22 protein-coding genes and 1 pseudogene are annotated in these 25,158 nt (G+C 72.2%); 16 read left to right on the forward strand and 7 right to left on the reverse strand.

Annotated elements, in window-relative coordinates; all coding sequences use genetic code 11:
* Positions 1–27: 27 nt before the first annotated feature.
* Entirely contained in the window at positions 28–1,545 is a 1,518-nt protein-coding gene (miaB, locus tag ACGFMM_RS28295; RefSeq protein WP_393649287.1) for a tRNA (N6-isopentenyl adenosine(37)-C2)-methylthiotransferase MiaB, read from the reverse strand.
* 68 nt (positions 1,546–1,613) lie between these two features.
* Here miaB and ACGFMM_RS28300 point away from each other — a divergent pair, with 68 nt between their 5' ends.
* Entirely contained in the window at positions 1,614–2,612 is a 999-nt protein-coding gene (locus tag ACGFMM_RS28300; RefSeq protein WP_393649288.1) for a TAXI family TRAP transporter solute-binding subunit, read from the forward strand.
* Between the two features lie 6 nt (positions 2,613–2,618).
* Here the strand turns inward: ACGFMM_RS28300 and ACGFMM_RS28305 are convergent, their stop codons facing one another.
* Positions 2,619–4,019, reverse strand: coding sequence for an ATP-binding protein (locus ACGFMM_RS28305; protein WP_393649289.1), 1,401 nt, complete (start codon positions 4,017–4,019; stop codon positions 2,619–2,621).
* Between the two features lie 6 nt (positions 4,020–4,025).
* Positions 4,026–4,730: a response regulator transcription factor gene (locus tag ACGFMM_RS28310; protein ID WP_393649290.1), complete on the reverse strand. Its 705-nt coding sequence runs from the start codon at positions 4,728–4,730 to the stop codon at positions 4,026–4,028.
* Between the two features lie 313 nt (positions 4,731–5,043).
* Here ACGFMM_RS28310 and ACGFMM_RS28315 point away from each other — a divergent pair, with 313 nt between their 5' ends.
* The 8 genes from ACGFMM_RS28315 to ACGFMM_RS28350 all read left to right on the forward strand — a co-directional run bounded on the left by ACGFMM_RS28315 (position 5,044) and on the right by ACGFMM_RS28350 (position 11,531).
* Entirely contained in the window at positions 5,044–5,829 is a 786-nt protein-coding gene (locus ACGFMM_RS28315) for an amino acid ABC transporter ATP-binding protein (protein WP_393649291.1), read from the forward strand.
* A 50-nt stretch (positions 5,830–5,879) separates the two neighbouring features.
* Entirely contained in the window at positions 5,880–6,803 is a 924-nt protein-coding gene (locus ACGFMM_RS28320) for a glutamate ABC transporter substrate-binding protein (RefSeq protein WP_393649292.1), read from the forward strand.
* A gap of 100 nt (positions 6,804–6,903) precedes the next feature.
* On the forward strand, positions 6,904–7,551 hold the full coding sequence (locus ACGFMM_RS28325) for an amino acid ABC transporter permease (protein WP_393649293.1): 648 nt from the start codon (positions 6,904–6,906) through the stop codon (positions 7,549–7,551).
* Complete coding sequence (locus ACGFMM_RS28330; RefSeq protein WP_393649294.1) at positions 7,548–8,474, forward strand: amino acid ABC transporter permease; 927 nt, start codon at positions 7,548–7,550, stop codon at positions 8,472–8,474. Before ACGFMM_RS28325 ends, ACGFMM_RS28330 begins: the two co-directional genes overlap by 4 nt.
* A gap of 163 nt (positions 8,475–8,637) precedes the next feature.
* On the forward strand, positions 8,638–10,362 hold the full coding sequence (locus ACGFMM_RS28335) for an FAD-dependent monooxygenase (protein WP_393649295.1): 1,725 nt from the start codon (positions 8,638–8,640) through the stop codon (positions 10,360–10,362).
* A gap of 32 nt (positions 10,363–10,394) precedes the next feature.
* Positions 10,395–10,481 carry a putative leader peptide gene (locus ACGFMM_RS28340; RefSeq protein ID WP_341873998.1) on the forward strand — a complete coding sequence of 29 codons (87 nt, stop codon included), beginning with the start codon at positions 10,395–10,397 and terminating at the stop codon, positions 10,479–10,481.
* Positions 10,482–10,563: 82 nt separating this feature from the next.
* On the forward strand, positions 10,564–11,136 hold the full coding sequence (locus ACGFMM_RS28345) for a cysteine dioxygenase (RefSeq protein ID WP_393649296.1): 573 nt from the start codon (positions 10,564–10,566) through the stop codon (positions 11,134–11,136).
* Entirely contained in the window at positions 11,127–11,531 is a 405-nt protein-coding gene (locus ACGFMM_RS28350) for a rhodanese-like domain-containing protein (RefSeq protein WP_393649331.1), read from the forward strand. The genes ACGFMM_RS28345 and ACGFMM_RS28350 overlap by 10 nt, the downstream gene beginning before the upstream one ends.
* A gap of 63 nt (positions 11,532–11,594) precedes the next feature.
* On the opposite strand, the gene recX is transcribed toward ACGFMM_RS28350, so the two are convergent.
* The 3 genes from recX to ACGFMM_RS28365 form a co-directional block, all read right to left on the reverse strand.
* Positions 11,595–12,164 carry a recombination regulator RecX gene (gene recX, locus ACGFMM_RS28355; protein ID WP_393649297.1) on the reverse strand — a complete coding sequence of 190 codons (570 nt, stop codon included), beginning with the start codon at positions 12,162–12,164 and terminating at the stop codon, positions 11,595–11,597.
* 4 nt (positions 12,165–12,168) lie between these two features.
* Positions 12,169–13,305 (reverse strand): recombinase RecA, encoded by a 1,137-nt coding sequence (gene recA / locus ACGFMM_RS28360; protein ID WP_393649298.1) that lies wholly within the window; start codon positions 13,303–13,305, stop codon positions 12,169–12,171.
* Between the two features lie 174 nt (positions 13,306–13,479).
* Positions 13,480–14,463, reverse strand: coding sequence for a GlxA family transcriptional regulator (locus ACGFMM_RS28365; protein WP_393649299.1), 984 nt, complete (start codon positions 14,461–14,463; stop codon positions 13,480–13,482).
* 76 nt (positions 14,464–14,539) lie between these two features.
* Between ACGFMM_RS28365 and ACGFMM_RS28370 the strand changes: the two genes are divergently transcribed.
* From ACGFMM_RS28370 to ACGFMM_RS28400, 7 genes and pseudogenes are all read left to right on the forward strand, one after another.
* Positions 14,540–15,457 (forward strand): dienelactone hydrolase family protein, encoded by a 918-nt coding sequence (locus tag ACGFMM_RS28370; RefSeq protein ID WP_393649300.1) that lies wholly within the window; start codon positions 14,540–14,542, stop codon positions 15,455–15,457.
* Positions 15,458–15,564: 107 nt separating this feature from the next.
* Positions 15,565–17,568 (forward strand): calcium-binding protein, encoded by a 2,004-nt coding sequence (locus ACGFMM_RS28375; RefSeq protein WP_393649301.1) that lies wholly within the window; start codon positions 15,565–15,567, stop codon positions 17,566–17,568.
* Positions 17,569–17,649: 81 nt separating this feature from the next.
* A complete protein-coding gene (locus tag ACGFMM_RS28380) occupies positions 17,650–18,855 on the forward strand; it encodes a sensor histidine kinase (protein WP_393649302.1) in 1,206 nt (401 codons plus the stop codon).
* Positions 18,852–19,517 (forward strand): response regulator, encoded by a 666-nt coding sequence (locus ACGFMM_RS28385; RefSeq protein WP_393649303.1) that lies wholly within the window; start codon positions 18,852–18,854, stop codon positions 19,515–19,517. Before ACGFMM_RS28380 ends, ACGFMM_RS28385 begins: the two co-directional genes overlap by 4 nt.
* Before the next feature lie 164 nt (positions 19,518–19,681).
* Positions 19,682–20,965, forward strand: coding sequence for a cytochrome ubiquinol oxidase subunit I (locus ACGFMM_RS28390; RefSeq protein WP_393649304.1), 1,284 nt, complete (start codon positions 19,682–19,684; stop codon positions 20,963–20,965).
* A gap of 12 nt (positions 20,966–20,977) precedes the next feature.
* The gene (locus ACGFMM_RS28395; protein WP_393649305.1) at positions 20,978–21,757 is read left to right on the forward strand and encodes a cytochrome d ubiquinol oxidase subunit II; all 780 of its coding nucleotides are present in this window, start codon (positions 20,978–20,980) and stop codon (positions 21,755–21,757) included.
* 190 nt (positions 21,758–21,947) lie between these two features.
* A pseudogene (locus tag ACGFMM_RS28400) lies at positions 21,948–23,852 on the forward strand (MMPL family transporter); the annotation flags it as partial.
* A 163-nt stretch (positions 23,853–24,015) separates the two neighbouring features.
* Here ACGFMM_RS28400 and ACGFMM_RS28405 read toward each other — a convergent pair.
* On the reverse strand, positions 24,016–25,149 hold the full coding sequence (locus ACGFMM_RS28405; RefSeq protein WP_393649332.1) for an AI-2E family transporter: 1,134 nt from the start codon (positions 25,147–25,149) through the stop codon (positions 24,016–24,018).
* Positions 25,150–25,158 lie beyond the last annotated feature (9 nt).

A 25,158-nucleotide genomic window follows, 5' to 3' on the forward strand; every position in this document is an offset into this window, starting at 1 on the left:
GGCTGCCGCGGGCCGGGCGTCGCCTCGTCAGTGGCTGCCGCAGGCCGGCGCGGAGGCGGCCGGGAGCGGCTCCGGGACGCCGATCTTCGGCAGGCCGAGCAGCACGCCGGCCGGCTTGGCCGCGGCGGCCTCGGTGCGCTTCTGCCAGGCGTCGCCGGCGCGGGTGCGGCGGACCGCGGCGACCGGGCCCTCGGCCAGCAGGTGGTGCGGGGCCGCGTAGGTGATCTCGACCGTCACCACGTCACCGGGGCGCACCTCCTCGTCCGGCTTGGTGAAGTGGACCAGCCGGTTGTCGGGGGCGCGGCCGGAGAGGCGGTGGGTGGCGCCGTCCTTGCGGCCCTCGCCCTCGGCGACCATGACCTCCAGCGTGCGGCCGACCTGCTTCTTGTTCTCGTCCCAGGAGATCTCCTCCTGGAGGGCGACCAGGCGCTCGTAGCGGGCCTGCACGACCTCCTTCGGGATCTGGTTCTCCATCTCGGCGGCCGGGGTGCCGGGGCGCTTGGAGTACTGGAAGGTGAAGGCGTTCGCGAAGCGGGCCTCGCGGACCACGTGCATGGTCTGCTCGAAGTCCTCCTCGCTCTCGCCGGGGAAGCCCACGATGATGTCGGTGGAGATGGCCGCGTGCGGGATGGCGGCGCGGACCTTCTCGATGATCCCCAGGAACCGCTCCTGCCGGTACGAGCGGCGCATCGCCTTGAGCACCGGGTCGGAGCCGGACTGCAGCGGCATGTGCAGCTGCGGCATCACGTTCGGGGTCTCGGCCATGGCCGCGATCACGTCGTCGGTGAAGTCGCGGGGGTGCGGGGAGGTGAAGCGGACCCGCTCCAGGCCCTCGATCCCGCCGCAGGCGCGCAGCAGCTTGCTGAAGGCCTCGCGGTCGCCGAGGTCGGAGCCGTAGGCGTTGACGTTCTGGCCGAGCAGGGTGATCTCGGAGACGCCCTCGCCGACCAGCGCCTCGATCTCGGCGAGGATGTCGCCGGGACGGCGGTCCTCCTCCTTGCCGCGCAGCGCCGGGACGATACAGAAGGTGCAGGTGTTGTTGCAGCCCACGGAGATCGAGACCCAGGCCGCGTAGGCGGACTCGCGGCGGGTCGGCAGCGTGGAGGGGAAGGCCTCGAGCGACTCGGCGATCTCGACCTGCGCCTCCTCCTGGACGCGGGCGCGCTCCAGGAGCACCGGCAGCTTGCCGATGTTGTGGGTGCCGAAGACCACGTCGACCCAGGGGGCCCGCTTGACGATGGTGTCGCGGTCCTTCTGGGCGAGGCAGCCGCCGACGGCGATCTGCATGCCGGGCCGGGCGGCCTTCTTCGGCGCGAGGTGGCCGAGGTTGCCGTACAGCTTGTTGTCGGCGTTCTCGCGGACCGCGCACGTGTTGAAGACCACTACGTCGGCCTCGTCGGCGCCCTCGGGGGCGCGCACGTAGCCGGCGTTCTCCAGCAGACCGGAGAGCCGCTCGGAGTCGTGGACGTTCATCTGGCACCCGTAGGTGCGTACTTCGTAGGTTCGCTGGACGTCCACTGCCTGGCTCCGGTCGCTGATGGTCATGTCACAAGGGTAGGCGGTCCCACGCCATGGCCTGGCCGTCACGGGGAGTGAGGTGGCAGGATCGCGGCATGTCCCGCGCCCTGTCCCGTTTCGCCCGCCGCCGCGCCGTCCAGGTGTCGGCCGTGCTCGCGGTGGTGTGCGGGCTGCTCGCCTGGTGGCTGTTCCCGCCGGGCGGCCCCGCGCCCAGCGGCAGGGTCACCTTCAGCACGGGCGTGCCCACGGGCGTGTACCAGCAGTACGGCGAGCTGCTCCGGGTGGCGCTGGCCCGGGATCTGCCGGACGTGTCGATAACGCTGCGCAACAGCGAGGGCTCCCAGCAGAACCTCGCGCGGCTCGCCTCCGGCGAGGCCGACTTCACCGTGGCGACTGCGGACGCCGTGGCCCAGTACCAGAGCGACGGCAAGCCCGGCGCGAACCGGCTGCGCGGGCTCGCCCGGCTCTACGACGACTATGTGCAGCTGATCGTCCCCAAGTCCTCCAAGGTGACCTCCGTCGCCGGGCTGAAGGGGCTGCGGGTCGGGGTGGGGCAGGAGGGCTCCGGCGTCCGGCTGATCGCCGACCGGGTGCTGACCGCCGCCGGGCTCGACGCGGAGACCGACATCAGACCGGTCTCGGCGGGCATCGACACCATGCCCGGGCTTCTGCAGCGCGGCGAGCTGGACGCCTTCTTCTGGTCCGGCGGTCTGCCCACGCGGGCCGTGCAGTCGCTCTCGCAGCGGCATCCGGTGCGGCTGGTGCCGCTGGAGGACGAGCTCATCGCCCAGCTGCACGACAACGGCGCCTCCACCCGGCACTACCGCTCCGCGGTGGTCCCCGCGGACGCGTACCCGCTGGCGCAGGACTGGCAGCCGGTGAAGACGCTGGCCGTGACGAACCTGCTGGTCACCACGGAGCGCACGGACGCGGCGATGGCCGAGGGCTTCACCCGCACGGTGATCCGCAGCCGGGACCGGATCGGAGGCCAGGTCCACCCGGCGCAGCTGGTGGACCTGCGGACGGCGATCTACACGGACCCGCTGCCGCTGCACGACGGGGCGAAGCGGTACTACCAGTCGGTGAAGCCCTGAGGAACCCTAAGGCCGGTCCGGCGGGGCCGTGCGCGGGACGGTGACGGTCACGCGCAGGCCGTGCGGCTCGTTGGGGGCGTAGGCGATGGCGGCGCCGCCCGCGGCCAGCAGGGCGCGAGTGATGGACAGGCCCAGCCCGGAGCCCTTGACGTTCTGGTGGCGTCCGCTGCGCCAGAAGCGGTCGCCGACGCGGGTGAGCTCCTCGTCGGTCAGCCCGGGACCGAGGTCGGTGACCACGATCGTCACCTTCTCGCCGTTCGCGGCCGTCCGGACGGTGACCTTCTCGCCCTCCGGGGTGAACTTCAGGGCGTTGTCGATCACGGCGTCCAGCGCGCTGGACAGGGCCACCGGGTCCGCCCAGGCGGTCACCGCGCCGCCCTCCAGGAGCAGCCGTACGCCCTTCTCGTCGGCCACCGGCCGCCAGGCCGCGACCCGCTCGGCGGCGAGCTCCCCGATGTCGGTGATCCGCAGATCCGCGGCGACGTGCTCGGCGAGGGCCAGGTCGAGGAGGTCGTCGAGGACCTGCGCGAGCCGCTTGCCCTCGGTGCGGACGGAGGCGATCTCCTCGTTGTCCTCCGGGAGTTCGAGGGCGAGCAGCTCGATCCGCAGCAGCAGCGCGGCGAGCGGGTTGCGCAACTGGTGGGAGGCGTCGGCGACGAAGGCCCGCTGCTGCTCGAGGACGTCCTCGACGTTGTCGGCCATCTCGTTGAACGACTTGGCCAGCCGCCGCAGTTCGGGCGGACCGCCGGCGGCGGCGACCCGGGAGTTCAGCCGGCCGGTGGCGATGTCGTGGGTGGCCGCGTCGAGCACCCGGACCGGGCGCAGCACCCAGCCGGTGAGCCGGAACGCCGCGCCGACGGCGACCAGCATGGCCGCCACCTCGCCGGCCGCGATCAGCAGCCAGCCGTGCAGGATCCGCGAACGCAGCTGATCGGTGGGCGAGTCGGTGACGACGACGGCGACGACGTCCCCGTCCCGGACGACCGGGGAGGCGATGGTGAGCCGGGCGCCGGCCTGCCAGGGCCAGACCTGCGGCGGGTCGTGGCTGCGGCGGCCGAGCAGCGCCTCCTGGAAGGCGCGGCGGCCCTCCCCCTTCTCGGGGACGGTCCAGTCCTCCGGGGCTCCGGCCATGGCGCGGTTGTCACGGTAGAAGACGCCGGTCCGGATGCCGTACACGTCGTGATAGCTGTCCAGCTCGCCGACGAGGGTGGCGCGCCGCTCGTCGAGGCCGGGGTCGTTCTCGGTGACGAACTGGGCCAGCGCGGCGAACCGGGCCGAGTCGTCGAGCCGGTCGACGACGAGCCGCTGCTGCTCGGCGGCGGCCAGGCTCGCGGCCAGCGGAAAGCCGAGGGCGAGGAGCACACCGGCCATGAGCACGATGAGCAGCGGAAGGAGACGTGTGCGCACGGAGGACTACGCGGCGGGCACGACGAGTCGGTAGCCGACGCCGCGCACGGTCTCGATCAGGGCGGGCATCCGCAGCTTGGACCGGAGGGAGGCGACGTGCACCTCCAGGGTGCGCCCGGTCCCCTCCCAACTGGTGCGCCAGACCTCGCTGATGATCTGCTCCCGGCGGAAGACCACGCCGGGCCGCTGGGCGAGCAGCGCGAGCAGGTCGAACTCCTTGCGGGTGAGCGGCACCGCGGCGCCGTCGACGCTGACCCGGCGGGTGGGCAGCTCGATGGTGACCGCGCCGAGGCGCAGCGCGGTCTCCTCGCCGGCCGGTCCGCCGTCGTCGCCGCCGGAGGAGCGCCGGCTGACCGCGTGGATCCGGGCCAGCAGCTCTCCGGTGTCGTAGGGCTTCACCACGTAGTCGTCGGCGCCCAGGTTGAGCCCGTGTATGCGGGAGCGGACGTCGGCGCGCGCGGTCACCATGATCACCGGGGTGGGAGTGAGCTTCCGGAGCTTGCCACAAACTTGATAACCGTCCTGGTCGGGCAGGCCCAGGTCGAGCAGGATCACCCCGAAGGAGGGGCGCTCGCCGTGCGTCGCGGGCAGTACCGCCTGCAGCGCCTCCTCGCCGTTGCGCGCATGGGTCACGGAGAAGCCGTGCCGGGCGAGCACCGCGGACAGAGCGGCGGCGACATGGTCGTCGTCCTCGACGAGCAGCAGTCTCATGGCCCCCCTCCGGTGGCGTGGCAGTGGTCGGTGATCAGGTGCCGGTGATCATGTGCCGGTGATCGGCAAGTGCATCAGCGGATGCATACCTATGTATCAGGCATGAACGCCGATCGTCGGTGTCACAGTCAAGTCTCCCCCTGTCAAGCCCGGCTTTCTGTTATGCACCCGGTACGCCGCCGGCCGCGCGGTTCACGCAGTGTGTCCGGTTGCGGCCGGATCGTTATGCTCAATTTCCGCTCAGATGTGATGACGCTCGTCGCACCGGGTCTCTAGTGTCCTCCCCAACCGAGGAGGACGGAGCAAAAAGCCGATGAGCGGAGTGTCAGTGACGAAGGGTTCGGCCGACGCCGTGCCGGCGGCCGACGACCTGGTCGTACTGTCCGACGTGAACAAGCACTTCGGCGCGCTGCATGTGCTCCAGGACATCGACCTGACCATCGCCCGTGGCGAGGTCGTGGTCGTGATCGGGCCCTCCGGGTCCGGCAAGTCCACGCTGTGCCGCACCATCAACCGCCTGGAGACCATAGATTCCGGAGCCATCACGATCGACGGAAAGCCGCTGCCCCAGGAGGGCAGGGAGCTGGCCCGGCTTCGCGCCGACGTCGGCATGGTGTTCCAGTCGTTCAACCTGTTCGCGCACAAGACGGTGCTCGAGAACGTGATGCTGGGTCAGGTCAAGGTCCGCAAGGCCGACAAGGCCGCCGCCGAGGCCAAGGCCCGCACCCTGCTCGACCGGGTGGGCGTCGGGACCCAGGCGGACAAGTACCCGGCGCAGCTCTCCGGCGGACAGCAGCAACGCGTCGCGATCGCACGGGCGTTGGCGATGGACCCGAAGGTCATGCTGTTCGACGAGCCGACTTCGGCCCTCGACCCCGAGATGATCAACGAGGTGCTCGAGGTGATGCAGCAGCTGGCGCGCGACGGGATGACGATGGTCGTCGTCACCCACGAGATGGGCTTCGCCCGCTCCGCCGCCAACCGCGTCGTGTTCATGGCCGACGGAAAGATCGTCGAGCAGGCGACGCCGGACGAGTTCTTCAGCAACCCGCGCAGCGACCGGGCCAAGGACTTCCTGTCGAAGATCCTGCACCACTGACGACGGTCCCCGAGAATGACCAACGACCTACGACACAAGGGATGTTCACCATGAAGCTCCGCAAGACCGCGGCCGTGGCCGCCGTTGCCGTGCTCGCGCTCACCGCGACCGCCTGTGGTGGCAAGGAGGGTTCGGCCGGCGACAAGCCGACGAACGTGAAGCCGGGCGAGTCGGGCGCCCCGCAGCTCCCGACCTACACCGTCGCCAAGGACGTGAAGCTGGAGTCCACGGTCTTCAAGGAGGCCCAGAAGCGCGGCAAGCTGATCATCGGCTCCAAGGCCGACCAGCCGTACCTCGGCTTCGAGGACCAGGCCACCAAGAAGCGCTCCGGCTTCGACATCGAGATCGCCAAGATGATCGCCGCCGACCTGGGCTTCTCCGAGGACAAGATCGAGTGGAAGACGGTCGACTCCAAGCTCCGTGAGACCGCGATCTCCACGGGCCAGGTCGACTACTACGTCGGCACCTACACGATCAACGACAAGCGCAAGGCACAGGTCGGCTTCGCGGGCCCGTACTACAAGGCCGGCGCCGACCTCCTGGTCCGCAAGGACGAGACCGCGATCACCGGCCCGGAGACCCTGAAGGGCAAGAAGGTCTGCTCCATCACGGGCTCCACCCCGCTGCAGGAGATCAAGAAGCCGCAGTACGGCGCCCAGACCACCGAGCTGGCGAAGTACTCGGACTGCGTGCAGCAGCTGCTGACCAAGCAGGTCGACGCGGTCACCACCGACGACTCGATCCTCAAGGGCTACGCGGCCGCCAACGCCGGCAAGCTCAAGGTCGTCGGCAAGCCGTTCACCGAGGAGCCGTACGGCGTCGGCATGAACAAGGACGACAAGGCGCTCCGCGACGCGATCAACACCTCGCTGGAGAACCACATCAAGGACGGCACGTACAAGAAGATCTACGAGGCGACCCTGGGCCTGTCCGGCTCCGCCTTCGTCGAGCCGCCGGCGATCGTCCGCTACTGATCACCGCCTCTGTGGAGCGCCCCGCACGACCGTGCGGGGCGCCCCTCCCCCTGCCCGCAAGCGTTGCCCGTAGGCCGCTGACCGCCGACGCGGAGTCCTCATGAACGTACTGCTCGACCATTTCCCGGAGTTCGTCGACGGGTTCATAGGAACCGTGTCGATCACCGCCGTGAGCACGGTCATCGCGCTGGTCCTCGGCGTCGTCGTGGCCGGCTTCCGGGTCTCGCCCGTGCCGCCGCTGCGCTGGTTCGGCACCGCGTGGGTGACGCTGCTGCGCAACACCCCGCTCACGCTGCTCTTCCTGGTGGCGATGTTCGTCGTCCCGGAGATCCTCTTCCCCGGCATGAGCGCCTTCGTGCTCGGCTCGCTCGCGCTCGGCTTCTACACCTCCGCCTTCATCTGCGAGGCGGTCCGCTCCGGCATCAACACGGTGCCGCTCGGGCAGGCCGAGGCCGCCCGCTCCCTCGGCATGACGTTCTCGCAGACGCTGCGCCTGATCGTGCTGCCGCAGGCCACCCGGACCGTGCTGCCGCCGCTGAGCTCGATCCTCATCGCGCTCACCAAGAACTCCGCCATCGCGGGCGCGTTCAGCGTCGCCGAACTCTTCGGCTGGCAGACCCTGATGAGCGAGCAGGGCTACGCGATCGCCCCGATCTTCCTCTGGGTGGCCGCCGCCTACCTGGTCATCACCTTCACCATCAGCGGCGTCTTCCGCCTGCTGGAGCACCGCCTGGAGGTCGCCCGATGAGCGCCAGCGTTCTGTACGACGCACCCGGCCCCAAGGCCCGGATCCGCAACCGCGTCTTCGCCGTGGGCGGCTCCGCCGTGATCCTCGCGCTGATCGCCGTCAGCATCATGCGCCTGGAGGAGAAGGGCCATCTCGCGTACGAGATGTGGGACATCTTCAACTACGCGGGCATCCGGCAGAACATCGCCGACGCCATACTCGCGACGCTGAAGGCGTTCGGCATCGCCGCGGTCGGCTCGCTGGTGCTCGGCGTGGTGCTGTGCGTCGGCCGGCTCTCCGACCACAAGGCGGTCAGCTGGCTGGCCACCGGCTTCATCGAGCTGTTCCGCTCGATCCCGCTGCTCATCACGATCTACGCGGTCTGGGTCGGCTTCCTCACCGACTACTCGATGTGGGCGCTGGCCATCGGCCTGTCGATCTACAACGGCTGCGTGCAGGCCGAGGTGCTGCGCGCCGGCATCAACTCGGTGCCCAAGGGGCAGCGCGAGGCGGCGTACGCGCTCGGCATGAGCAAGACGCAGGTCATGACGCACGTCCTGATGCCGCAGGCGATCCGGGCGATGCTGCCGACGATCATCAGCCAGCTGGTGGTGACCCTCAAGGACACCTCGCTCGGCTTCATCATCCTGTACCCCGAGCTGCTCCAGACCGCGCGTCTGATCGCCTCCAACACGCAGGTCAACGGTCAGTACCCGTACGTCTCGACGATCGTGGTGATCGGCTCCATCTACATCGCGATGTGTCTGGCGCTGTCGGGGCTCGCGACGTGGATCGAGAAGCGGGGGCGGCGGGCGAAGACGGGGATAGCCGTCGCGGACGCGACGCCGCCGGCCGCCGACGGCGCGGCGAACGCGGCGGGCACCGGAATCCTGCTGGCGAACGCCGACGCTCCCGGTGACGGGGGCGGCACAGCCGGGAACTGACGGCATGTGACATCATCCGGGGGCAGTGGCGGTCGCGCCGCTGCCCCCGTCGCTTGACGCATGCTTCCGCACTGGGTTGCATACGTTCTGTGACCAGACACCGGGCTCGCGCCACTCGCCTTCGTGCATTCCGCCTGACCGTACGGGCTTCTGGAGCAGCGCCGTGGACCCGGTGATCATCGTCGGCGCAGGGCCCGTGGGCCTTGCGCTCTCCCTTTCCCTGGCCGCCCAGGGCGTGCCGAGCGTCGTCCTGGACGAGGGCGACGGCACGGAGGAGCCGCGTCCGGCGCGCACGGTGGTGCTCCGCCCCGACATGGCCGCGCTGGTGGAACGCCTCGGCTGTGCCACCGTGCGTGACGAAGGGGTCAGGTGGGCCGGCTGGCGTTCCCTGCGGCGCAAGCAGCAGATGCGGCGGATCGAGCTCACCGGGGACAGCGGTCTGCTCGGCCCGCTGCACCTCCCGCAGCACGCCCTCGCGCGCGGGCTGCGCGCCGCGATCGCGGAGCAGCAACTGGTCCAGCTCGTCACCGGGGCGCGGCTCGACACGATCGAGCAGGACGGCGGCGGGGTGATCGCGCACACCCGCGGGCCCGGCGCGACCTGGTGGCGCGGCAGCCACCTGGTGGGCTGCGACGGCGCCCGCTCGACGGTGCGCAAGCTGCTCGGCATCCGGTTCCCGGGACGGACGGCGGTGGAGCGGTACGCGGTCGCCGCGCTCCGCACCGAACTGCCGTGGCACGGCGAGGCCCTGTTGCACCGGCAGCCGCCGTGGCGGGGCGGCGGGGAGGAGATCACCGCCCGTCCGCTGCCGGACGGGGTGTGGCGGATCGACTGGCTGCTGCCGCCGCGCGGCGAGCTGGTGACCCCGGAGACCCTGGTGTCGCGGGTCCGGGACACGCTGTCCGGCTGGTGCGACGACACGACGCCGCTGTACGAGCTCCTCGACACCGGCGTGCACACGCTGCACCACCGGCTGGCCCGGCGCTGGCGGGTGGACCGGGTGTTCCTGGCCGGCGACGCGGCGCATCTGCTGGGCGCGGTCGGCGCCCAGGGGGTCGACGAGGGGCTGCGGGACGTGGACAACCTGGCCTGGAAGCTGGCCCTGGCCTGGCACCAGGGCGGTTCGGAGGTCCTGCTCGACAGCTACCAGAGCGAGCGGCGGACGGCGGTGGCGTCCCGGCTGCGGGCGGCGGACCAGTCGCTGCCCGTGCTGCGGGGCGGCGGCGGGCTGCGCACGTATCTGCCGGGCAGCGCGCGCGGGCACGACAGTCTGCTGACGGACGGCCATCTGGGGCGCGGTCCGCTCGGCGCGCCCCCGTCCTACCCGCACTCCCCGCTCGCGCCGCAGGGCGATCTGGAGGGGCGGATCGCGGTGGGCACGGCCGACGGGGCGCCGGTGGACGACATCCGGGTGACGGCGCCGGACGGCACGACGGTACGGCTCCGGGACCGGCTCGGGCGCGGGCGGCTGCTCGTGGTGCTGGTCGCGCCGGGGACGGCGGTGTGGGACCGGCGGCACTGGCAGTCGGCGGGCGTGATGCCGCAGTTGGCGGCGGCGGTGGACGGGCTGCCGGCGCGGGCGGAGCTGCTGGTGACGGAGGCGTACCCGGGGGCGGCCGCGCACAGTGTGCTGCTGGTGCGGCCGGACGGGCATCTGGTCGCGGCGTTCTCGGGCGTGCGGTCCGAGGCGCTGCACGCGGCGGCGGACGCGGCGCGCGGCGGGGCGGGGCAGGGCGGTGCGGGACAGGGCGGTTCGGGGCAGGACGGTGCGAAGGAGTCCGGGCGGCCGGCGCTGGTGGCGAAGCAGGAGCGGGCGGAGCAGGACCCGGCGAAGCCGGAGGGGGCGGGGGCGCGGCGGGGCAGCGACCGTACGGCGGACGTCAATTGACCGTCGCGGGCGCGCGTGGTGTACTCCGGACCATGACCGGCACCGATGTGCGCCTGTGGCGGAGGGTCCATATGGACCTCGTCCGCTACGCGGGCTGCGTGTGTCGCCGTTCCTGCTGAATTCGCCCCTTCCCCTGCGTGCGCGCCCGGCCGTCGGCCGCTGCTGTCGCGCGCGTTCCCGCGAACTCCAGGACGGTTCTCCGTGTCCCCGCACACCTCTGCGCCCGCGCATTCATCGGCGTCTGCGCATACCTCGGCGTCTCCGCACGCCTCCGGGCCCTCGCGTCCCTCCGCGTCCGAACTCCTCGACTTCGTCCGCCGCACGGCCGCGGACTCCGCACTGATCGACTCGTTGCCCCTCGATCCGCAGGGCCGTACCTGGGTGCGGCTCGACGGGCCCGGCGGCAGCGAGGCCTGGCTGATCGGCTGGCCGCCCGGCACGGGCACCGGCTGGCACGACCACGCCGAGTCGCAGGGGGCGTTCGCCACCGCGCGCGGCGCGCTGCGTGAGAACGCGCTCGCGGCACGGCTCCCGGCGAGCGGCTGGAAGACCCTGGAACTGGCCGAAGACCTCGACCGGCAGCGCGAGTTGACGGTGGGCCAGGGCCGCGCGTTCGGTCGGCATCATGTGCACGAGGTGTACAACGCGTCGGAGACGGAGCATGCGGTGTCGGTGCACGCCTACCACCCGCCGCTGCCGCTGCTGCGGCGTTTCAGCCGGACGGGCGCGGTGCTCCGTCTGGAGCAGATCGAGCGGCCGGAGGACTGGCAGTGACCGGGATCGACGAGCGGCTGGAGCAGGTCCGGGCGGGCTTGAAGCGGATCGGACCGCAGGAGGCGTACAAGGCGTACGAGGCGGGTGACGCGCTTCTGGTCGACACCCGGTACGCGGCGCAGCGCGAGCGGGACGGGCTGGTCCCGGGCGCCCTGCTCGTCGAGCGCAACGAGCTGGAGTGGCGGCTCGACCCGCTGGGCAGCCACCGCCTTCCGGAGGCGGTCGACCACGACGTACGGGTCGTGGTGTTCTGCAACGAGGGCTACGCCTCGTCCCTGGCGGCGGACTCCCTCCAGCGCCTGGGTCTGCACCGCGCGACCGATCTGATCGGCGGCTTCCAGGGCTGGCGGGCGGCGGGCCTCCCGGTTCGGCTGCCGCAGGGCACGGCGGACTGAACCCGCGGGGCGCGTACGGCACGTGGCGCGCCGGACGCCGCGGGGTGCGCGCCCACGCCCGCCTCACCCGTACGGCTCGTCCAGGCCCTCCGGGTCCTCGCCCTCGGCCTCCAGGGCCTGGCGGACCACCCGGAGGGCCAGGCCCTCGGGGTACCCCTTGCGGGCGAGCATGCCGGCCAGGCGCCGCAGGCGGCGGTCCCGGTCGAGGCCGCGGGTGGCGCGGAGCTTGCGGTCGACGAGCTCGCGCGCGGTGGCCTCCTCCTGCTCGGAGTCCAGCCGGCCGACCGCTTCGTCGATCAGCTCCGCGTCGACGCCCTTGGTGCGCAGCTCCCGGGCCAGGGCGCGGCGGGCCAGACCGCGGCCGTGGTGCCGGGACTCCACCCAGGCGCCCGCGAACGCGGCGTCGTCGATCAGGCCCACGTCCTCGAAGCGGGAGAGGACCTCCTCGGCGACCTCGTCCGGGATCTCGCGCTTGCGCAGGGCGTCGGCGAGCTGCTTGCGGGTACGCGGGGTCCCGGTGAGCAGGCGCAGGCAGATCGCCCGCGCCCGCTCAGCCGGATCCTGGGGCGACAGCTCCTTCTCGGCCCTCGACGAGTCGGGGCTGTCACCCGGCCATTCGGTGCGACCGGTCACCGGGTCAGCTCTTGGCCGCGGTGGCCTTGGTCGCCTTGACGGCCTTGGTCGCCGGGGCCGGGACGGACTTGGCCGCCTCGTCCGCGGTCGCGGCGGGCGCCGTACCGGCTTCCGCGGCGGCGGGCTCGGCCGCGGGGGTCTCCGGGCGGACGCCGACGCCGAGCTTCTCCTTGATCTTCCGCTCGATCTCGTTGGCGAGATCGGGGTTGTCCTTCAGGAAGTTGCGCGCGTTCTCCTTGCCCTGGCCGAGCTGGTCGCCCTCGTAGGTGTACCAGGCGCCGGCCTTGCGGACGAAGCCGTGCTCCACGCCCATGTCGATCAGGCCGCCCTCGCGGCTGATGCCCTGGCCGTAGAGGATGTCGAACTCGGCCTGCTTGAAGGGCGGCGCGACCTTGTTCTTGACGACCTTGCAGCGGGTCCGGTTGCCGACCGCGTCCGTGCCGTCCTTCAGGGTCTCGATGCGGCGGATGTCGATACGCACCGAGGCGTAGAACTTCAGGGCCCGGCCACCGGTCGTGGTCTCCGGCGAGCCGAACATCACGCCGATCTTCTCGCGGAGCTGGTTGATGAAGATCGCGGTGGTCTTGGACTGGTTGAGCGCGCTGGTGATCTTCCGGAGCGCCTGGCTCATGAGGCGGGCCTGGAGACCGACGTGCGAGTCACCCATCTCGCCCTCGATCTCCGCACGCGGGACGAGCGCGGCGACGGAGTCGATGACGATGAGGTCGAGGGCGCCGGAGCGGACGAGCATGTCGACGATCTCGAGCGCCTGCTCGCCGTTGTCCGGCTGGGAGAGGATGAGATTGTCGATGTCGACGCCGAGCTTGCGCGCGTACTCGGGGTCGAGGGCGTGCTCGGCGTCCACGAAGGCGACCTGGCCGCCGGCCTTCTGCGCGTTCGCCACGGCGTGCAGGGTCAGGGTCGTCTTGCCGGAGGACTCCGGGCCGTAGATCTCCACCACACGGCCGCGGGGGAGGCCGCCGACGCCGAGGGCGACGTCGAGCGCGGTCGATCCGGTCGGGATGACCTCGATCGGCTCCTGGGTGCGGTCGCCCATGCGCATGACGGCACCCTTGCCGAATTGCCGTTCAATCTGTGCGAGCGCGGCGTCGAGCGCCTTCTCGCGGTCGGTTCCTGCCATGGGTTCCACCCGGGTTGCTTGAGTCGATCGCTTCATGGGAAAGACGCTAACCCCTGCCACTGACAATGGGCCCCGGCGTCTCTCCGACCTGTGGACAACGCGGCTTCGAGCCCGTGATTCCAAGGGCCGGCATCCCACCGGAAAATCCATGAGAATGGATGTTCGATTTTGGTGTCAAGCGCGCCACGCGCGGCGCCGGAACCGGGCCCGGTAGTCCCTCGGCCGCTGGCCGGTGTGCCGGACGAAGACGCCGCTGAAGGCCCCGGGGTCGCGGTAGCCGACGTCGGCGGCGATGCGCGCGACGGTCCGGTCGGTGGTCTCGAGCAGGTGCCGGGCCCTGCGCACCCGGGCGGTCTGCAGGTACCCGAGCGGCGTCTCGCCGGCCTCGTCGCCGAAGCGGCGGAGCAGGGTGCGCGTGCTGACGTGGAACTCCCGGGCGAGGGCGGACAGGTCGTATCGCTCCGCGAGGTTCCGGTCCAGCCACCGCTTGACGCCCAGCGAGAACTCCTCGCCCGCCGCCGGGACGAGCGCCGGGTCGGCGTACGGGGTCTGGCTGGTACGCGCGTCGTCGACGAGGGCGATCCGCGCGGTGCTTCGGGCGACGCGGGGGCCGTGCTGCTCGCCGATGAGCCGGAGCGCGAAGTCGTACATGGCGCTGAAAGCCGCCGTGGTGGTCACCCCCCGGTCAGACACGACCAGCTTCTCGGGGCGCAGCCGCACATCGGCGTACCGGCGGGCGAACCGGTCCGCGAACAGCCAGGACGTGGTCGCCTCCCGCCCGCCGAGCAGCCCGGCCTCGGCGACCAGGAAGGCGCCCACGCAGATCGAGACGACGGCGGTCCCCGCCGCCGTCAGGGCGCGGATCGCCGCCACCTCCGGTCCGAGGCGCGCGAGCGTCGCGTCGAGGTCGACCGCGGGCGAGAGTTCGAAGCCCGGCACGATCAGGACGTCCACCGGCCGCACCGCCGAGACGTCGAGGACCGGTCCGGCGGCCGCGACCACCCGCCGCCGGGGCGAGAGCACCGTCACCTCGTGGACCGCCGGAGCCGCCTGCGCCGCGGCGACGTGGGCCGCCATGGCCAGCAGGTCGGGAACCCCGTACACCTCCGACGCGAAGCAGCCGGGGTAGGCCAGCACACCGACGCGCAGCGGATCCATGGATGGCGAGATTACCCCCGTACCTGGCGATCTCGCCGCTTCTCGCCGGTGCCCGCCGCTCGCCATCATCCCGGTCATGACCACCACACGAGGGCAGCGCGACGACCACGACCCGACGGACGACACGCGGGACGACCCGATGGACGACTTCGTGCGGCGCACCGTCACCGTCGACGGCGCCGACAAGACCGTGTACGTCACCGGTTCGGGACCTGCGGTCGTCCTCATGCCCGAGATGCCGGGCATCAGCCCGGACGTCGCACGGTTCGGGCGCTGGCTGCGCGAGGCCGGCTTCGCCGTGTACCTGCCGTCCCTCTTCGGCGTCGACGGCGCCTATCCGCGCGCCGGGGCGGGCGAGGCCGTGGCGCGGCGCGCCTGCGTGAGCGAGGAGTTCCGGGCGTTCGCCGGCGGCGGGACCAGCCCCGTCGTCTCCTGGCTGCGCGGCCTCGCCCGCCTGGCGCACGCGGAGTGCGGCGGGCCGGGCGTCGGCGCCGTCGGACTGTGCTTCACCGGCAACTTCGCCCTGGCCATGGCCCTGGAACCCGCCGTCATCGCGCCGGTGGTCAACCATCCGTCGCTGCCGCTCGACGACCCCGGCGGTCTGGAGCTCGGCGCGGAGGACGCCGCCGCCGTGGCCGCACGCGTGGCCCGGGACGGTCTGAAGGTGCTCGCGTACCGCTTCGAGAACGACACCTGGTGCACGGGCCGGCGCTTCGCGGCGTACCGGGCGCTGCTCGGGGACGCCTTCGACGGCCGGGTGCTCGCCGCCGAGACGGGGAACACGAGCCCGCCGCCCTTCTTCCGGGACGTCGTCGGCTGCGCCCACAGTGTCGTCACGGCGCATCTGGTCGACGAGGCCGGTCACCCGACCGTGCGGGCCCGCGACGAGATCCTCGCCTTCCTGGCCGAACGGCTCCAGACCGGACGAGGACCCGGACCCGGACCCGGCCGGAACGGGGCTCACTCACCTGAGTGGCATCCCCTCACCCAGTAAGTCCAGTGCTGCGAGCCGCACCGCTCGCGCGCCGACGGCGGCCCGAAGCTGTAATCCGTCACTGACAGTGGTCGACTCCGGGCGGCCCGATGCGGAGAGTGAGCAGCATGTCCACCATCATTCGCGGTCGCGGAGGGCCATGGGGAGCCGCGCTCGTCGCGGGCGTCACGGGCCTCGCCCTGTCTCTCGTCCTGAGCCTGCCGGGCCTGGCGTCGGCCGCGCCGGGCGACCTGGATCCGACCTTCGGCGGGGACGGCAAGGTCACCGTCGACGTGGCCAACGCCGAGGGCAACACGGACGTGGTCGTCCAGGCGGACGGCAAGATCATCATGCTCGGCAGCGGCTCCGACTTCGAGAGCCCGTACGACTTCATCCTCGTGCGGCACAACGCCGACGGCAGCCGGGACACCACGTTCGGCGGCGACGGCGTCGTCTTCACCGACTTCGGCGAGGGCACCCAGGACGAAGCCCGGGCCCTGATGCTGGACGGCCGCGGCAAGATCGTCGCGGTCGGCAGCAGCGCCGCGATCGACGGCCCGTCCCAGGTCGCACTGGCCAGCTACAACCTGGACGGCTCGCTGGACACCACCTTCAGCGACGACGGAAAGCTCGTCACCGGACTCGGGGAGACCGCCGCGAGCGTCGCCAACACGGTGATCGCGGGAACCGACAACCGCATCATCATCGGCGGCTCGCTGGGCGGCAACGCGATGGTGGCCGGCTTCACCCCCACCGGGGTCTCCGAGAGCCCCTGGGGCGACGACGGCTCGGGCAAGACCGTCTTCACGTACGCGGGCGGCAACTCGGCGGTCTACGACCTGACGCCGTCGGGCGGCGGGTTGTACCTCGCGGCCGGCCGCAGCCCCGCCGGCTTCGGGCTCATGCGCTTCGACCAGGAATTCGGTGCCACAGACGCGGGGTTCGGCGACAACGGCAAGGTCGCCACCCCGTTCGGCAACGAGATCGTGAGCATCGAGCAGGTGGTCGGCGGGTTCGTCGCCGCCGGATCCAGCGGCAGCGGGACGGGGTCCCGCTTCGCCGTGGCCCGCTACGACGGGGACGGAACCCTGGACCCGGCGTTCGGCGGCGGCGACGGCACCGTGACCACCGCCTTCGGCGCGAACAGCGCCATCGCGCACGACATGGCCCTCCAGGAGGACGAGAAGATCGTCGTCGTGGGCGGCGCCGCCCTCGACTTCGCGGTCGCCCGCTACAACACCGACGGCTCCCTGGACACCACGTTCCACGGCGACGGCCTGGTGACCACCGACATCTCGACCTTCTTCGACGAGGCCTACGCCGTGGCGCTGCAGACCGACGGCAAGATCGTCGTGTCCGGCCAGGACGGCGACAACCAGGCCGTGGTCCGCTACCAGGTCGCCGGCACCCCGCCGCCGCCCACCGTGGACCTCTCCGTCGCCAAGACCGGTTCGACCACCGTCAGCCTCGGCGACCAGGCCACCTACACGATCACGGTGACCAACACCAGCACCACGACCACCGCCACCGGCGTCTTGGTCGCCGACAGCATCACCGGCGGATCAGGCACGATGATCGCGGCCACGCCCAGCCAGGGCGGCCCCTGCACCCTCACCGCCACCACCGCCACCTGCCCCCTCGGCACCATCGCCCCGGGCGCCTCGGCCTCCTTCACCCTGCGGGTCGAGCCCCGGGCCACCGGCACCCTCTGGGACGGAGCCGCGATCGGTGCGGTGGACCAGGACGACACCGACCCCTCCGACGACAGCAGGGTCTTCGCCACCACCGTCAACAACGCCCGCGGCTGCACGATCGTCGGCACCAGCGGCTTCGAGACGATCAACGGCACCTTCGGCAACGACGTGATCTGCGCGCTCAGCGGCCACGACACCGTCAATGCCGGCGGCGGCAGCGACACCGTGTACGCCGGACCCGGCAACGACCTCGTCAACGGCGGCAACGGCAACGACCGGCTGATCGGCCAGACCGGCAACGACCGCCTCAACGGCGACGCCGGCAACGACAACCTCGACGCCCGCGACGGAGTCGCCTCCAACGACGCCGCGTACGGCGGCTTCGGCTTCGACACCTGCTCCACCGACCCGGGCGACTTCCGCAACAGCTGTCCGTGACCCTTCCCCACGCGTGAGCGCCGAGGCCCGCCCGGGCCGCGGCGCTCACCTGTCTCACCGGCCCGGCCTATCCTTCGTGGCATGGCCCTCCCCTCCCGTCCCCGCGGCGGCCGTGTGTCCCCGCGGGCGGCCGACGCCGCCGTGGCGCTCGTCGTGGCACTCGTGGTGGTGGTCTGGACGCTGGTCCGGATGCGGTACGAGACCGAGTCGACGGCCCGCGCCTCGCTCGGCTGGGCCCTGACCGCGGTCGGCTGCGGCGCCCTGTACTTCCGCCGCCGGGCGCCCGTCACGGTCGCCGTCGTGACGCTGGCGGTCTGCGCGGTGTACTACCCGCTGAGCGCGTACGACGGACCGCTGATGATCGCCTTCGCGATCGCCCTGTACACCACGGCCGCCGAGGGCCGCTTCGCCGCGGCCGTGGCGCTGGCCGCCGTGACCCTGCTCGCCGTCGGCCTCGGCGAGATCCGGCAGCAGCCCGGCCACCGGCAGATCGACGACACCTCGATGGCGATGCTGGCGGGCTGGCTGATCAGCCTGGTCGCGGTCGGCCGCGCGCAGCGCACCCGGACCGCCTATCTGCACGAGGTGGAGCAGCGGGCGCTGGCCGCCGAGCGCGAGCAGGAGGCGCGGGCCCGGCAGAGCGCGACGGAGGAACGGCTGCGGATCGCCCGCGAGGTGCACGACGTGCTCGGGCACAGCATCAGCCTGATCAACGTCCAGTCCGGGGCGGTGCTGCACCGGATGGGCAAGAAGCCGGACCCGGAGATCGCGCTGGCGGCCGCCGAGGAGGCGCTGCAGGCGGTCAAGGCGACCAGCAAGGACGCGCTGCGCGAACTGCGGGCCACGCTCGGGGTGCTGCGGCAGGCCGACGAGGCCGCGCCGACCGCGCCCGCGTCCGGGCTCGGGCTGCTCGGGGAGCTGGTGGCGCGGGCCGGAGCGGCCGGCATCGACGTACGGACGGAGGTGGCGGGCACGCCCGTGCCGCTGCCGCCGCCCCTTGACCTGGCGGCGTACCGGATCGTGCAGGAGTCGCTGACGAACGTCGCCCGGCACTCCGGGGCCCGTACGGCGCTGGTGACGGTCGGCTGGGCGCCGGGCGAGCTGCGGCTGCGGATCGAGGACGACGGCGGGGGCGCGCCGGAGGACGAGCCGCTGGGCAGCGGCATCCGGGGCATGGCCGAGCGGGCCCGCGCCTTCGGCGGCGAACTGACCGCCGCGAACACCGACGGCGGCTTCCGGGTGGACGCCCGGCTGCCGCTCACCGTTTCCGAGGGGGACCTTCGATGATCCGTGTCGTGCTCGCCGACGACCAGACGCTCGTCCGGGCGGGCTTCCGTTCCATCCTGGCCGACGAGGACGACATCGAGGTGGTCGGCGAGGCGGCGGACGGCGAGCAGGCCGTCGCGCTGGCCCGCGAACTCCGCCCGGACGTCGTCCTGATGGACATCCGGATGCCCGGTCTGGACGGTCTGGAGGCGACCCGCCGGATCACCGCCGACGAGCGGCTCGAAGGGGTCCGGGTGGTCATCCTGACCACCTTCGACGTGGACGACTACGTGTACGGGGCGCTGCGCGCCGGCGCGTCCGGCTTCCTGGTGAAGGACACCGAGCCGATGGAACTCCTGCACGGCGTACGGGTGGTGGCGCGCGGCGACGCGCTGATCGCGCCGGGCGTGACGCGCCGTCTGATCGCGGAGTTCGCGGGCCGCTCCAAGCAGCCCGACCCGAGCCCGCGGCTGAACGCGCTCACGGACCGGGAGCGCGAGGTGATGGGCCTGGTCGGGGCGGGGCTGTCCAACGACGAGATCGCGCAGCGGCTGGTGCTGTCCCCGGCGACCGCGAAGACGCATGTCAGCCGGATCATGACGAAGCTGGACGTGCGCGACCGGGCGCAGCTGGTGATCCTGGCGTACGAGTCGGGGATGATCACCCCGGGCTGGCTGGCCTGAGCGCCGGGGCACCCTGAGACGGCGGCCCCGGGCCCGTAGGGGTACGGGGGCCCGCGCCGCAACTCCCGGGGTACGTCCGGGGCGGCCGGCGCAACCGCCGGGGTACGCACGCTGACCGCTGCGGGCCGACGCGGCGCCCGGAGTCGTACGCCGACGCTGGCAGCGTGAATGACGACGTCCTCGATCTCGCGCGGCTGCAGTTCGCCCTCACCGCGGGCGGCCACTTCCTCTTCGTCGCCCTGACCCTGGGGCTCGCGACGGTGGTGGCCGTGCTGCAGACCAGGGCCACCGTGAGCGGCAAGGCCCTCGACGCCCGGCTGGTGCGGTTCTGGGGCCAGCTGTACGTGATCAACTACGCGGTCGGCATCGTCACGGGCATCGTGATGGAGTTCCAGTTCGGGATGAGCTGGAGCGGGCTGACGCACTACGCCGGCAATGTCTTCGGCGCCTCGCTCGCGGTGGAGACGATCGTCGCCTTCTTCGTCGAGTCGACGTTCCTGGGGCTCTGGATCTTCGGCTGGCACCGTTTCAACCGCTGGGTGCATCTGGCGGCGATCTGGGTGGTCACGCTCACCGCGTACCTCTCCGCCTACTGGATCCTCGTCTCGAACGGCTTCCTCAACCACCCGGTGGGACACCGGACCGAGGACGGCGTGCTGGTCCTGGACGACCCGGTCGCGGTGCTGACCAATCCGTCGGCGCTGCTCGCCTTCGGGCACATCCTGGGCGGCGCGCTGCTGACGGCGGGCTTCTTCATGGCCGGGGTCAGCGCGTACCACCTGTTCCGGCGCTCCCCCGAAGAGGAGTTCTTCGGGCGGAGTCTGCGGATCGGGGTGTGGCTGTCGGCGCCCGCGCTGATGGTGACGGCGGTCCTGGGCGGGCTGCAGTTCTCGGTGCTCCGTGACTTCCAGCCCATGAAAGCAGCCATGTTCAGTCAGAAGACGACTGAAATAGCGCAGATCCAGGCGGACATGGTCGCCCGCTTCGGGCCTGGGGACTATGTGCCCTCCGAGGCGTGGACCCGCGGCGGCGGTCTGGTCATGCTGATCGCCTTCGCGCTGATGATGTACCTCAGCCTCGGCGGCGCGGTCCTGGCCTGCTTCAGGAAGGTCGTCCACCGCTTCCGGCTCTGGCACCTGATCCTGATGGCCGCGGTGCCGCTGCCGTACCTCGCCATGATCGGCGGCTGGGTGTTCCGCGAGGCGGGCCGGCAGCCCTGGGTGGTGTACGGGCTGCTGCGCACCGAGGACGCCGTCTCCGACCTCTCCCCCGGCACGATGCGCGTCTCGCTGACCGTCTTCACCACGCTCTTCGCGCTGCTCGCCGTCCTCAACGCCTGGCTGCTCGCCCGGCACGCCCGGCGCGGCCCGGTCGACGCCGGACTCGGCCACGACGACCGCGCCGAGGACGACGACCCCGCCGACGCCCTGCCCGCCGCGCGCTACTGAGGAGCGACCACCGTGGAGACCCTTGCCCTCGCCCTGCTCGCTTTCTTCGCCACCGGCTACTTCGTGCTCGCCGGAGCGGACCTCGGCACCGGGATGCTCCTGCCGTACCTCGGCCGGGGCGACCGCGAACGGCGGCTGGTCATCGCCTCGTTCGCGCCGTTCTTCCTCGGCAACGAAGTGTGGCTGATCGCCACGGCCGGCGTGCTCGTCGGCTGCTTCCCGGACCTGGAGGGGGAGTTGCTGACCGGCCAGTTCCCGGTCCTGGTCCCGCTGCTGACCGGCTGGATCGTCCGCGACCTCGGTCTGTGGTCGCGCGGCCGCGGGCCGGGCCCGCGCTGGCGGGCGCTCTGCGACGGGGCCGTGGTGTGCGGCAGCTGGACGGTGGCCCTGGCCTGGGGCCCGCTGCTCGCCGGACCGCTCACCGGGACGCCGTACGCCCCCGCCGGCGGGCTCGCCGCCGTACTGACCGCCCTCGCCACGGCCGCGCTGTTCGCCGCGCACGGCCTCGGTTTCGCCGCGCTGCGGCTGACCGGAGCGCCGTACGGGCGGGCCCGCCGGCTCGTCGGCCGCACCGGCGGCTCCTGGCAGTCCTTCGCCTTCACCGGCGTGCTGCTGGCCGTGCCGCCCCTGCTCGCCGGGGCGGCCCTCTCCCCCGCGGAAGCCTCGGCCGACGGGGCGACCCTCGCGCTGCTCGTGCCCACGCTGCTCGTCGTCACCCCGCTGCTGGTCGCCGCCCAGGCGTGGACCTGGTGGACGTTCCGGCACCGGGTCACCCGCCCCTCCTACCTGTAACCCCCCACCTCTATCCCTCACTGCCGAAGGAGTACCGATCATGACCGTCACACGGGAAACGGGCCGCGCGCCCGAGGCGGACGCACGGCGCGGAAGCGTCTTCGAACGCCTGGCGGCGTTCTCGTACCGCCGGCGCTGGGGCGCGGTGCTGCTGTGGATCGTGGTGGTGGCCGGGATCACCGCCGCCTCCATGGGCGTGGGCAGCGCGTACCACAACGACTTCTCGCTGCCCGGCACCGATTCCCAGGCGGCGCTGAGCGTGCTCGAACGGCACGGCTCGGCCCAGGCGGACGCGACCCTCCAGATCGTCGTCCGCGACGAGGACGGGGTACGCGCCGCGCCGGTACGGGAGCGGGTCGAGGGCCTCCTCGACGAGGTGGCCGGCCTCCCCGGCGTCACCGCCGTGCGCAGCCCGTACGAGGACGGTGCCGCGGTCTCCGCGGACGGCGCGGTCGGCTATGCGACCGTCACGCTCGACGGACAGGCCGAGGACGTCCCCCGCGAGGACGTCCTGAAGATCATCGACACGGTGCGGGACGCGCGGGGCGACGGTCTGACCGCGGCCGTCGGCGGGGAGGCGGCCCGCGGCGCGGAGGAGGGCGGCGGCGGGGCCGCCGAGGGCGCGGGCATGCTCGGCGCGCTGGTGATCCTGGTCTTCCTGTTCGGCTCGCTGGTGGCGGCGAGTCTGCCGGTGGTCACCGCGGTGTTCGCGGTCGCCGGGTCGATCGGCCTGATCGCCCTGGCCTCGCACCTGGCGGACGTCGCCGACTTCACGCCGCCGGTCATGATGCTGGTGGGACTCGGCGTGGGCATCGACTACGCGCTGCTGATCTTCTCCCGCTACCGCGGCGAGCTGCTGGGCGGCGCGGAGCCCGAGCGGGCGGCCCGGACCGCCCTGGACGCGGCGGGCCGCACGGTCTTCTTCGCCGGCTGCACGGTGATCATCGCGTTGATGGGCCTGGTGGCGCTCGGCCTCGGCTCGCTGCAGGGCGTGGCGCTGGCCGTCGCGCTGACCGTGCTCGTCACGATGGCCGCCTCGCTGACGCTGCTCCCCGCGCTGCTGGCCCTGTTCGGGCGGCGGATCCGGCGCCAGGTGGTCCGGCGGGCGGCGCGGTCCGGACGGGTCGAAGGGGCGCGCTGGCGGCGCTGGGCCACCGGCGTGCAGCGGCGGCCCTGGGCGGCTCTGCTGGTGTCCCTGGTGGCGCTCGGCGCGCTCGCGGCCCCGGCGCTCGACATGCGGCTCGGCTTCGCGGACGCCGGCAACGACGCGCCGGCCACGTCCAGCCGGCAGGCGTACGACCTGCTCGCCGAGGGCTTCGGACCGGGCTTCAACGGCCCGCTGATCGTGGTCGTGGACGGGGCGGAGGCGGCCGGCGCCCAGGCTGCGGCCAAGGTCCGGGCGACGCTGGAGGCCACCGACGGCATCGCCGCCGCGACCGGGCCGATCCCCACGAAGGACCCGTCCGTCGCCACCGTGATCGCCTTCCCCGAGTCCGCCCCGCAGGCCGAGGCGACCTCCGGGCTCGTCGACCGGCTGCGCGACGGCGTGCTGCCGCCGCTGGAGCGGGAGACCGGGGCGGAACTGCTGGTCGGCGGCCCGACGGCGGCCACCGAGGACTTCGCGGCGACCGTCTCCGAGCGGATGCCGCTGTTCGTGGCGATCGTGGTCGGACTGTCCGCCCTGCTGCTACTCCTGGTGTTCCGCTCGGCGCTGATCCCGCTCAAGGCGGCGCTGCTCAACCTGGTCAGCATCGGCGCGGCACTCGGCGTGGTCACGCTGGTGTTCCAGCACGGCTGGTTCGGTGTGCAGCCCGGCCCCGTCGAGGCGTTCATCCCGGTGATGATCTTCGCGATCGTCTTCGGGCTCTCGATGGACTACGAGGTCTTCCTGCTCTCCCGGATCCATGAGGAGTGGGAGGCGACGAAGGACCCGCAGGGTGCGGTGCGCGAGGGGCTGGCCGCGACCGGCAAGGTGATCACGGCGGCCGCGGCGATCATGATCGTCGTGTTCGCGGCCTTCGTGCTCAGCCCGGACCGGATGCTCCAGCAGTTCGGCCTCGGTCTCGCGGTGGCGATCCTGCTCGACGCGGTGGTGATCCGCTGCCTGATCGTGCCCGCGGTGATGCAGCTGCTCGGCCGGCGCGCGTGGTGGCTCCCGGGCCCCGCTGGCCCGGCTGCTGCCGGCCGTCCGCCTCGAGAAGCACTGAGCGGACACCCGTACGGCACGGGGCGTACGGCCCGGGGCCGTACGGGACGGATCAGGCGTCGTCCGGCGGCGGCGCCTGGTTCCGGCTGTTCAGCGCCCGCTGGAGCCGGGCCACCACCGCCTCGCCGTAGCCGCGGTGGCCGTGCACCCGCGGATCGTCGGTCACGTCGTACCGCTTGACGTACGCGCCCAGGAACGCCTGGAGCGTGGCCACCGCCGGGATCGCGATCAGCGCGCCGACCGCGCCGAGCAGGGCCGTGCCGGCGACCACCGAGCCGAAGGCCACCGCCGGGTGGATGTCGACGGTCTTGGCGGTGAGCTTGGGCTGCAGCACGTAGTTCTCGAACTGCTGGTAGAAGACGACGAAGGCCAGCACCCACAGCGCGTACCAGGGGTCCACGGTGAACGCGATCAGCATCGGCAGCGCGCCCGCCAGGTAGGTGCCGATGGTCGGGATGAACTGCGAGACCAGACCCACCCACACGGCGAGGGCAGGCGCGTACGGCACGCCGAGGATCTCCAGGAGCACGTAGTGCGCGACGCCGGAGATCAGCGCCATCAGTCCGCGCGAGTAGAGGTAGCCGCCGGTCTTGTCGACCGCGATCTCCCAGGCCCGCAGCACCTCGGCCTGGCGGGCCGGCGGCAGCACGGAGCACAGGGCGCGGCGCAGCCGGGGGCCGTCGGCGGCGAAGTAGAACGAGAACAGGAAGATCGTCAGCAGCCGGAACAGCCCGCCGAGGACGGTCGCGGAGACGTCGAGGACGCCGGTCGCGCTGTTCTGGACGTACTTCCGCAGCCAGTCCGAGCGCAGCACGCTGTCCTGGACCTCGACCCGGGACAGCTCGGTGTGGAAGGTCTGGTTGATCCAGTTGATCAGCGAGTCGAGGTACTGCGGGAAGTCCTCGACCATCTCGACGATCTGGCCCGCCAGCATGGAGCCGAGCAGCACGACGAAGCCGATGCCGACGACCGCGACGCCGATGAAGACCAGGAAGGTCGCGAGGCCGCGCCGCATGCCGCGGGCCGCCATCCGGCCGACCGCCGGCTCTATGGCCAGCGCCAGGAAGAAGGCGATCAGGATGTTGACGAGCAGCCCGACGAGCTGGTGGAAGGCCCAGCTGCCGAGCTGGAAGCAGGCGTAGAGGGCGAGCGCGAGGAGCATGGCCCGGGGCAGCCAGCGCGGCATCCGCGCGGA

This window comes from Streptomyces sp. NPDC048604 (genome assembly GCF_043199435.1).
Taxonomy (GTDB): domain Bacteria; phylum Actinomycetota; class Actinomycetes; order Streptomycetales; family Streptomycetaceae; genus Streptomyces.